The 383-nt window shown below is 46.2% G+C and carries 2 protein-coding genes; one reads left to right on the forward strand and one right to left on the reverse strand.

Translation table 11 applies throughout. The features are described from left to right. Positions 1-11 precede the first annotated feature (11 nt). Positions 12-227, forward strand: a complete 216-nt coding sequence (locus GVL04_RS24385) for an alternative ribosome-rescue factor A (RefSeq protein ID WP_041142959.1) — start codon at positions 12-14, stop codon at positions 225-227. Here GVL04_RS24385 and GVL04_RS25090 read toward each other — a convergent pair whose 3' ends face one another. Continuing rightward, positions 228-383, reverse strand: coding sequence for an MscL family protein (locus GVL04_RS25090; protein WP_369122342.1), 156 nt, complete (start codon positions 381-383; stop codon positions 228-230).

Genomic DNA, 383 nt, shown 5'->3' on the forward strand with positions numbered 1-383 from the left:
CAGGAGTTACTATGAGTCGCTATCAGCACACCAAGGGGCAAATAAAAGATAATGCCATCGAGGCACTGCTTCATGACCCGCTATTCAGGCAACGCGTTGAGAAAAACAAGAAAGGGAAAGGAAGCTATCAGAGAAAAGAAAAATATGCAGTACGGGGGGACCGGGAGGCCAGTGGCAAGAAAGTGAATCACTTTTTTACCACTGGCTTTCTGCTTTCTGTAGCCTGATTACGAGCGGTTGTTCTGCTCTTTTAACAGGTCACGAATTTCACTCAGCAGCACTTCTTCTTTAGTCGGTGCCGGCGGAGCAGCAGGGGCCTCTTCTTTTTTACGGTTCAGATTATTCATCAGTTTAATTGCCATAAAGATGGCAAACGCTACGAT

This window comes from Arthrobacter sp. 18067 (assembly GCF_902706295.1).
Taxonomy (GTDB): domain Bacteria; phylum Actinomycetota; class Actinomycetes; order Actinomycetales; family Micrococcaceae; genus Arthrobacter.